The organism is Streptomyces fuscigenes, assembly GCF_021556455.1.
GTDB classification, from domain to species: domain Bacteria; phylum Actinomycetota; class Actinomycetes; order Streptomycetales; family Streptomycetaceae; genus Streptomyces; species Streptomyces fuscigenes.
Window position 1 is genome coordinate 1 of record NZ_JAKGCV010000224.1, and the last position, 8,958, is coordinate 8,958.

Annotated in this window: 10 protein-coding genes; 4 read left to right on the top strand and 6 right to left on the bottom strand. The window is 73.4% G+C overall.

All coding sequences use genetic code 11. From position 1 onward, the window contains the following. Both L1885_RS17905 and L1885_RS17910 read right to left on the bottom strand, forming a co-directional pair. Window positions 1–490 (bottom strand): sigma factor-like helix-turn-helix DNA-binding protein (locus tag L1885_RS17905; RefSeq protein ID WP_235798138.1); only part of this gene is annotated, 490 nt, incomplete at its 3' end. Window positions 491–595: 105 nt separating this feature from the next. Continuing rightward, window positions 596–1,183 (bottom strand): MarR family winged helix-turn-helix transcriptional regulator, encoded by a 588-nt coding sequence (locus L1885_RS17910; protein ID WP_235798139.1) that lies wholly within the window; start codon window positions 1,181–1,183, stop codon window positions 596–598. A gap of 429 nt (window positions 1,184–1,612) precedes the next feature. On the opposite strand from L1885_RS17910, the gene L1885_RS17915 reads away from it, so the two are divergent. Beyond that, a complete protein-coding gene (locus tag L1885_RS17915; RefSeq protein WP_235798140.1) occupies window positions 1,613–2,779 on the top strand; it encodes an ATP-binding cassette domain-containing protein in 1,167 nt (388 codons plus the stop codon). Next, a complete protein-coding gene (locus tag L1885_RS17920) occupies window positions 2,776–3,615 on the top strand; it encodes an ABC transporter permease (RefSeq protein ID WP_235798141.1) in 840 nt (279 codons plus the stop codon). The genes L1885_RS17915 and L1885_RS17920 overlap by 4 nt, the downstream gene beginning before the upstream one ends. A gap of 274 nt (window positions 3,616–3,889) precedes the next feature. Here the strand turns inward: L1885_RS17920 and greA are convergent, their stop codons facing one another. Together greA and L1885_RS17930 are read right to left on the bottom strand one after the other, a co-directional pair. Beyond that, window positions 3,890–4,387 (bottom strand): transcription elongation factor GreA, encoded by a 498-nt coding sequence (gene greA / locus L1885_RS17925; RefSeq protein ID WP_235798142.1) that lies wholly within the window; start codon window positions 4,385–4,387, stop codon window positions 3,890–3,892. 499 nt (window positions 4,388–4,886) lie between these two features. Further along, entirely contained in the window at window positions 4,887–5,288 is a 402-nt protein-coding gene (locus L1885_RS17930; protein WP_235798143.1) for a DUF4307 domain-containing protein, read from the bottom strand. A gap of 101 nt (window positions 5,289–5,389) precedes the next feature. On the opposite strand from L1885_RS17930, the gene mca reads away from it, so the two are divergent. Then, complete coding sequence (gene mca / locus L1885_RS17935; protein ID WP_235798144.1) at window positions 5,390–6,271, top strand: mycothiol conjugate amidase Mca; 882 nt, start codon at window positions 5,390–5,392, stop codon at window positions 6,269–6,271. A 1-nt stretch (window position 6,272) separates the two neighbouring features. After that, a complete protein-coding gene (locus L1885_RS17940; RefSeq protein ID WP_235798145.1) occupies window positions 6,273–6,542 on the top strand; it encodes a hypothetical protein in 270 nt (89 codons plus the stop codon). A gap of 111 nt (window positions 6,543–6,653) precedes the next feature. Here L1885_RS17940 and L1885_RS17945 read toward each other — a convergent pair whose 3' ends face one another. Together L1885_RS17945 and L1885_RS17950 are read right to left on the bottom strand one after the other, a co-directional pair. Further along, window positions 6,654–6,992, bottom strand: coding sequence for a DUF1330 domain-containing protein (locus tag L1885_RS17945; protein ID WP_235798146.1), 339 nt, complete (start codon window positions 6,990–6,992; stop codon window positions 6,654–6,656). Window positions 6,993–7,171: 179 nt separating this feature from the next. Next, window positions 7,172–8,958, bottom strand: a 1,787-nt coding sequence (locus L1885_RS17950) for a tetratricopeptide repeat protein (protein WP_235798147.1), incomplete at its 5' end; no start/stop codon positions are given.

Below are 8,958 nucleotides of genomic sequence, written 5' to 3' on the forward strand. Positions count from 1 at the left end.
GCGACCCGTCCCGGCCGCTCGCGCCGGGGACGGCGCGCTCCGCCCGGGCCCGGGCGCGCAGCGTGGCCACTCCCCGCGCGCACAGCACCCGTACGCGCTCCACCGGCAGGCCGGTCAGGGCCGCCGTCTGCTCCTCGTCCGCGCCCTCGTACAGCCGCAGCACCAGCACCAGCCGCTCCTGGCGGCCGAGTACGCCGAGTACGCCGTCCTGCGTACGGCGGCCCCGCCAGGCGGCGGAGCGGGCGTACCGCGTGGCGAGTTCGTGGCGTGCCCAGTCGTACGGATCTTCCCCACGCAACCGGGGCCAGGCCGCGTACGTGGCGGCGAGCGAGGCCGTCAGCAGGCGCAGGGCGCGCGGCGCCGCCCGAGGGGGCTCGCCCGTCAGCAGCGTGGCGGCGTGCAGCAGCCGGCCGGCCGCGCCCGCCACGAAGGAGTCGAACTCCCGGGCGCGGCCGTGCTCCTGGGCCGGGGACGTCCGCCGCTGCCGCACGTCTTCATATGAGCCCGGGACGGCATCCGGGTCAAGAGGCAGGCGGCCGCCGCACCGGCGGCCGGGGCGCGCGGGGCGGCCGGGCGGAGGCCGGCGCCCCGCAGGTCACGACGCCGGAGGGGCGTCCTCCTGGGGAGGGGACTGCTTGGCGGCCGGCAGGTTCCGGTTGAAGCGGGTCAGCAGGGTGGTGAAGGAGACCTTCTCCTCCTCGGTCCAGTCCTCCGTGACGCGCTGCATCAGCCGCCGGCGCGACACCCGTACCTCGTCGAGGCGCGCGCGACCGCGCTCGGAGAGCTCCAGGACGACCGCTCGGCCGTCCTCGGGGTGCGAGGTGCGCTTGACCAGGCCGCTGTCCACCAGCGGCGCGACCTGCCGCGTCACTGTGGAGGAGTCGATGCCCATGCCCGCGGCGAGCGCCTTGACGCCCATCGGGCCCTCCAGGTCGAGGCGGTTGAGCAGCAGATAGGCGGCGCGGTCCATGGTGTTGCGGACCTGGCCGACTCCGCCGAGCCTCGTCTGCTCGGCGCGCCGGGCGAAGATGGCCACTTGGTGCTGGAGGGCGTCCAGGAGACCGGCGCCGTCCGGAAATTCGGATGCCGTCGACGCGGGTTCCCTGCGATCCTCGCGGTCCGGCGCACCCGTCGAGTCCTGGGAGACCGACGCATCGGAAGTCATGTCCTGAATGGGGGGCATGGCCGGGGCTCTTTCGTGCGGTGGTCGGTTGATGGTGGCCAAGGGTACGCGGAACAAGCGGTTCACGTGTCACACCCACTCAAACAGCCGCGTGCGGCACGAAGTGGCGGTCCGCTCGTTGTTCGTCGCGTCCGTCCCCCGCGGCCCGCGCGCGCCACGGGCCCCCGGGGGCGCCCGCCCCCCGCGGACCGGCCGGGCGGAGGGGCGGCCCCTTCGGAGCGAACCGCCCGACCGGGGGACCGGGTGACGCCCCGGCGGTGACCCGTACGGGCGCCGGTGCGTGCGGCGGGCGTCGACGGGCACCCGCGCGGGGCGCGCCACCGCGCGGCGCTGCTTGTATATCGCGATGTATCGCGATACTGTTCGGGCCTTCCAAGCGGCTCCGACCTCACCAGTGCGGCCCAGGCCCACCAGTCAGGAGAAACCCTCATGCCAGGCGCCATCTATGCCGAGGGTCTGGTCAAGACCTTCGGCGACGTACGGGCTCTGGACGGCGTAGACCTCGACGTTCCCGAAGGCACCGTGCTGGGCCTTCTGGGACCCAACGGCGCGGGCAAGACCACGGCGGTGCGCGTCCTGACGACACTGCTGCGCCCCGACAGCGGGCGCGCCGTCGTCGCCGGGATCGACGTCCTCAAACGCCCCAACGACGTACGACGCTCCATCGGCCTGTCCGGCCAGTTCGCGGCGGTGGACGAATACCTCACCGGCCGGGAGAACCTCCGGATGATGGGTCAGCTCTACCAGTTGAGCGCGCGCCGGGCGAAGGCGCGCGCGGACGAACTGCTGGAGCGCTTCCACCTCGCGGACGCGGGCGACCGCACCACCAAGACCTACTCGGGCGGCATGCGGCGCAGGCTCGACCTCGCCGCCGCGCTCGTGGTCTCCCCGCCGGTCATGTTCATGGACGAGCCCACCACCGGCCTCGACCCGCGCAATCGGCAGCAACTGTGGTCGATCATCCAGGAGTTGGTCGCGGGCGGCACGACGCTGCTCCTGACGACGCAGTACCTGGAGGAGGCCGACAACCTCGCGCACGAGATCGCCGTCGTCGACCACGGCAGCGTCATCGCGCGCGGCACGTCCGACGAGTTGAAGGCGCGCACGGGCGGCGAGCGGGTCGAGGTCGTCGTGCACGAGCAGGGCGACATCGCGACCGCCCGGTCCGTCCTCTCCGGCTTCGGCAAGTCCGGCAGCGTGACGGGCGAGGCGGCCGTGACGGTCGAACAGCACATCCGCCGGCTCACCGTCCCGGTCAGCGGCGGCGCCAAGCTGCTCGCCGAGGTGATCCGGGAACTCGATGCCCGGGGCATCGAGATCGACGACATCGGCCTGCGCCGCCCGACGCTCGACGACGTGTTCCTGTCCCTGACCGGGCACGCGGCCGAGGACGCGGCCACGGACGCGGATGCCGGGAAGAACGGCGGCACGGGCGGCACCGAGGGCGGCGGGGACGGCGCGGGGCGCGGCCCGGGGGCCGCGGGGGCCTCCGGCGAGGCGGCGCGCGGCGGCGGAAGCACACCGGGCGGTACGCGGAGCGGTTCACAACGGAGCGGTGCGCGGGGCAGCGCGCAGGGAGAGGAGACGGCGGAATGACCGTCATCACGAGCCAGGCCCCCGCCGCGCGCGGCGGCATCGCGGGATCCGTACGCGACTCGCTGGTGGTCGCCAAGCGCAATCTCATCCGCATGACCAGGATTCCCGAGGTCGTCCTCTTCGGGCTCATCCAGCCGGTCATGTTCGTCATCCTGTTCACGTACGTGTTCGGCGGGTCCATCCAGGTCGGCGGCTCCACCAGCGCGTCCGTGTACAAGAACTTCCTGATGGCCGGCATCTTCGCGCAGACCGTCACGTTCGCCACGGCCGGCGCGGGCGCGGGCATCGCGGACGACATGCACAAGGGGCTCGTCGACCGGTTCAGGTCGCTGCCGATGGCCCGGGGCGCGGTGCTGACCGGGCGGACGCTCGCCGACCTCGTGCAGACCGCGCTGATCATCCTGGTGCTCTCGATCGTCGCGGTGCTGGTCGGCTGGCGCATCCACAACGGCGTGGGGAACATGTTCGCCGCCTTCGGGCTGCTGCTCCTGCTCGGCTACGCCTTCTCGTGGATCGGCGCGCTGATCGGCCTGGTGGTGCGGACGCCAGAGGCGGCCACGTCCGGCGGCCTGATCTGGCTCTTCCCCGTCACGTTCGTGTCCAACGCGTTCGTCTCGACCCAGGGCATGACGCCCTGGCTGCGGCACATCGCCGAGTGGAACCCCTTCTCGGCCACCGTGCAGGCGTGCCGGAAGCTGTTCGGCAACCCGGGGGTCTCCGACTCCGGGGCGTGGCCCATGCAGCACCCCGTCTGGGCCTCGCTGATCTGGTCCGTGCTGATCATCGTCGTGTTCCGCACGCTCGCGGTGCGCAGGTACCGCTCCGCGACGTCCTGACCCGGCGTCGCGCGTCCCGCTTCCCATGCCTCGGCCGACACGCGGCGGAGCGCGGGGACGCGGCGGCGCGGGTCGCGGTGCGCCGGGGCCGCGCACGGCAGCAGGGCCGTACGGCACCGGATGAACGGTGCGGTACGGCCCTGCTGCGTTCTTGTCGTTCTCGTCCTGAGACGTCCTGAGCCGCGCGGTCCGCGGTGCTCCCCGGCGCGCCCCACGGGCGCCGTGCCGGGGGCCCGGCCGGCCGGGGTGCGGCCCCGGCCCGGGTCCGCGGAGCTCAGCCCGAGTAGGGCTTGGCGGCGAGGATCTTCACCGTCGCCGTCTTGCCGTTCGGCAGCTCGTACTCGGCGTCCTCGCCGACCTTCTTGCCGTTGACGCCGGAGCCGAGCGGGGACTGCGGCGAGTACGTCTCGATGTCGGCGCTCGCGTACTCGCGGGAGGCCATCAGGAACGTGAGGGTGTCGTCCTCGTCGCCGTCGAAGGCGATCGTCACGACCATGCCGGGCTCGACCACGCCGGTGTCCGCGGGGGCCTCGCCGACCTTCGCGTGCTCCAGGAGCTGGGTCAGCTGGCGCACGCGGAGCTCCTGCTTGCCCTGCTCCTCCTTGGCCGCGTGGTACCCGCCGTTCTCCCGCAGGTCCCCCTCCTCGCGCGCGGCCTCGATCTTCTTGGCGATCTCGGTGCGGGCGGGACCAGACAGGTACTCCAGCTCGGTCTTGAGCTGGTTGTACGCCTCCTGGGTGAGCCAGGTGACGTTCTCGCTGGTCTGGGTCACTGGTGCTCCTCGTAGGTACTGGGAATACAAATGAACGCCCTACCAGTAAGGATGTGGCCTTCCCGGTCGGGCGAAACCACGAGCCTAACAATTCCGTGGCCAAAGGGGGAGCACAAAAGCCGTCAGGGATGCGTGGGCACAGGTCAGCGGCGTGTTGTCGATGAGGAACAACGCCCTTCTGACGGCCCTCGGGGCCCTTGGGCCCGCCCCCCTGCGGAGCCTTCCGCTCCTCCCCACGGGAATGCGTACCCGCAATCGGCACGGACATCCGCAGCCGGGCGCACACGAGGTGCCCGGCGCGCGCGGCCCGAACGCGGCGACAAGGTCGCGACGAGGTGCGCGGGTCCGGGTGGTGCGCCCTCCTCACGGTGGAGCGTGAGCGTGAGCGGCGGTCGCCGAACGGGCGTGAGGCCGGACACACCTCCCGCACTGCGGGTCACCCCGGGCGCACCGTCCGCACGGGGCCCCCGCCGGGCAGCGCCCGGGCGGCGCGGTCCGGCTAGCCGTCCGAGCAGCCCACGAGCTCCGCCGCGGTCGACCTCGCCGTCGTGCGGAGCGTGATGATCTGGTCGATCTGCGTCTTCGGCTGGTCGTAGCGGACCGTCTTGCGGCCGACCTCGTTGTGGTCGGTGTCCAGGGCGCGCACCGTGCAGCTGCCGGTGGTGGACTTCCCCTTGTTCACCTCGAGGTGGATGTGCACCTCGGACGGCGTGACCTGCTCGTACGAGACGACCTGGCCGGAGACGCTCTGATCGGCGATCGTGTGGAAGCCGTAATAGCCGAGCCCGATCACCGCGGCGGCACCCAGCACCGAGCCGACGATCTTGAGTTTGCGATCCGCACGCTCGTCCGCCGAGCGGCCGTAGCGGCCCGCAGGGGCCTGCGTACGCACCTGGGCCATGATCAGTCCTCTCGCGGCGGGCGCCGAAGCCGGAATTTTCGCCCCCCGGTATCCGTCACTATAGAAGCCGCCCTTTGCGACGAATCACTGAGGATCGAGTCTTGACTGAGCAGCTGCGACTGATGGCCGTTCACGCCCACCCCGACGACGAGTCGAGCAAGGGCGCGGCCACCATGGCCAAGTACGTCTCCGAGGGGGTGGACGTGGTGGTCGTGACCTGCACGGGTGGCGAGCGCGGCGACATCCTCAACCCGAAGCTCCAGGGGGACGCGTACATCGAGGAGCACATCCACGAGGTGCGCCGGCGGGAGATGGACGAGGCCCGCCAGATCCTCGGCGTGCGGCAGGAGTGGCTCGGATACGTGGACTCGGGCCTGCCCGAGGGCGACCCGCTGCCCCCGCTGCCGGAGGGCTGCTTCGCCCTGGAGGACGTCGACGAGGCGGCCGGCCGGCTGGTGCGGCTCATCCGCTCCTTCCGCCCCCAGGTCGTCACGACGTACGACGAGAACGGCGGCTACCCCCACCCCGACCACATCATGACCCACAAGGTCTCCATGGTGGCGTTCGAGCACGCGGGGGACACCGAGAAGTACCCCGAGGCGGAGTTCGGGCCGGCCTGGCAGCCCCAGAAGCTGTACTACAACCAGGGCTTCAACCGCGGCCGCACGGTCGCGCTGCACGAGGCGCTGCTCGCCCGCGGCCTGGAGTCGCCGTACGGGGAGTGGCTGGAGCGCTGGGAGAAGAGCGACCGCGGCGAGCGGACGCTGACGACGCACGTGCCGTGCGCGGACTTCTTCGAGATCCGCGACAAGGCGCTGCTCGCGCACGCCACCCAGATCGACCCGGACGGCGGCTGGTTCCGGGTGCCGCTGGACCTCCAGCGGGAGGTCTGGCCGACCGAGGAGTACGAGCTCGCGCGCTCCCTCGTCGATACCACCCTCCCCGAGGACGACCTCTTCGCGGGCATCCGCGACAATGCATGACATGGATGCGACTCACGCAGTGACGAACATGGTCACGCTCGCCGAGGTCAACGAGAACAAGGTGACCCCCGGCCTGCTCGGGTTCGTCGTCTTCGCGGTGCTGGCGCTGGGTGTATGGCTGCTGATGAAGTCGATGCACCGGCACATGGGCCGGGTGGACTTCGTGGAGGAGCCCGCGACGGCTCCTCCGGCGGCGAAGCGCGGCCTCGCGGCACGCCCGAACGCGAAGGCGGACCGCGACGCGGCCCCGAAGGGCTCCGCCGACCGGTAGCCCCGCCCGGCCGGACGGCCCCGCCAGGCGCCCCCCGCACGGCGTGCGGGAGGGCGCCTCGTGCTGCTCCCGCACGTCGCCGCGCCACTCGGCGCCGGGTCGCCGGGCCGCTCAGAGCGCGGCGCGCAGGCGGGCTGCCGTACGCCCCGCGTCGTAGCCGTCCGGCACACCCGGTACGAGGACGACGTCCCCCTCGATGTGGTCCGTGCGCAGGGGCAGGATCGCCCGGTAGGCCTCGGAGCCGTACCAGGCGCGCGCCGCCGCCATGCCGGGGAACGCCACCACCACGACGGCCCCCGGCCAGGCGCCCTCCACGACCTCGGCCGCCCCGCCGTGCACGGCGAAGCGCCCGCCGAACGGGTCGAGGGTCTCCTGGATGCGTTCCATGTAGACGCAGACGTCCTCGTGCGGCTCGGCGTCGGCGAGGTGCGCGATCGCGTACGCGGTCATGGTGGGCCTCCCGGGGCGGGGCGGCCCCGGGCCGGTCCCGGGGCTGTCGGTGCACCCCAGTCTTCGTGCGGCGCCGCCCCGGGTCGATTACCCCGGAGGTCATGGACCGGCCCGCGCCGTCCCGCCGCGCGGGCGCGGCGGCCGCGTCCGGGCGGGGGCCCGCCGGCCCCCGCGGCGCCTCAGGCCCGCGCCGGCACCTCCACCCCCATCACCTCCTGGGCGTGCCGGCCCGGGACCATGCCCAGGGACCAGGCGCGCCAGCCGTCCTCCAGGGTGGTGCCGCGGGCCAGCATCACGGACAGGGTCCGGGCGCACTCGTCGAGCTTCGGGTCGCGCAGCGGGTGGGAGGCGGCGGTCAGTTCGGCGAGTTCCTGCTCGGCGACGGCCGTGCCGACCTCCGCGCCGCCCGCGGACGCGTACGGCAGGAGCGTGCAGCGCAGGAAGCGGGACCAGTCGGCGCCGCGCCGGTCGCCGTACGAGTCGAACAGGGCGCTCGCCTCGTCGCACAGCGCCAGCGCCTGCGTCGTACGGCTGTTGCCCGCGTCGACGATCGCGAGTTCCACGCACGCCCACGCCTCGCCGTACGCGACGCCCGCCCGGTGGAAGTCCGCCCGGGCGTCGGTCAGCAGCTGCCGGGCGAAGCCGGAGTTGCGCAGGTTGCCCGTGCGGGCGGCGCGCTGGTCGCGCGTGACGCGGCCGAGGTGGTGGCGCGCGCACGCCAGCCCGTAGACGTCCCGCATGCGGGAGAACACCGTGCGCGCGCGGTCGAGTTCCCGTACCGCCTGGTCGCCCTCGCCCGTGTCCTCCAGCGCCTGGCCCAGGTAGTACAGCGTCCACGCCTCGCCGCGCACGTCCTCGTTGTCGCGGTGGCGGGCCAGCGCGCCGCGCAGCGCCTCGGCGGCCTCGGCGGGCTCGCCCGCCATCAGCCGCGTACGGGCCGACTGCGTCAGCGCCCACGCCTCGCCGCGCCCGTCGCCGGTGCGTGCGTAACGGTCCAGCGCCCGGCGCAACGCGTCCTGCGCGCGCCCGGGTTCGCCGAGGCGCAGCAGCACCTGTCCCAGCTGGAAGTGCGCCCAGGCCTCGCCGTGCACCGAGCCGTTTCGGCCGTGGAGGGCGAGCGCGTCGTCCAGCATCGCGAGGGCCTCGCGCAGCCGTCCCCGGTCGCGTTCGACGGCCGCGAGGGCGTGCAGGGTCCACGCCCGGTCGCCCGCCAGCGGCTCCGGTTCCTGCAGGGCGAGGGCCTCCCGCAGCTTCGCCGCGGCGGCCGTGAGGTCGCCCTGGTGGTGCAGGGTGATGCCGAGCGAGCACAGTGCGAGCGCCTCCCCGGCGATCTGCTCGGCCTCCCGGTACAGCTCCACCACGGACGTCAGCGTGGTGCGCGCCTTGTCGAGGTCGCCGAGCTGGCGGGCGGCGATGCCGGTGCGCCACTGCACGGACCGCACGAGCAGGCCCTGCCCGACGGCGTGCGCCAGCTCGTTGATCTCGCCGAGCCGGTAGAGGTCGCCGCGCAGCAGGCAGTAGTCGCACAGCGCGCCGAGCAGCCCGAGCACGGCCTGCTGGTCGACGCCCTCGGCCTGCCGCAGCGCCGCCGTGATGAAGCTCGACTCGTCGTCGAGCCAGCGCAGCGCCGCGTCCGGAGAGGGGAAGCCGTGCGCGCCCGCCGTGGTGCGGAACAGGTCCGCCCGCGTGGACATGTTGCCGTCGACCAGGCGGATCACGGTGTCCGCCAGCTCGCTGTAGTTGCGGATCAGGCGCTCCTGCGCGGCCGTGCGGTCGGCGGCGGCCTCCTCGTCGAGCAGGCGTGCCTGCGCGAAGGCGCGCACCACGTCGTGCAGACGGTAACGGTGGCCCCGCACGTGGTCGATCAGGCCCGCGCCGGCGAGCGCCGCCAGCAGCCGCTGCGCCTCCTGCTCGCCGGTCGCGAGCAGCGCGGCGGCCGCCGAGGCGCCGAGCGACGCCCGCCCGG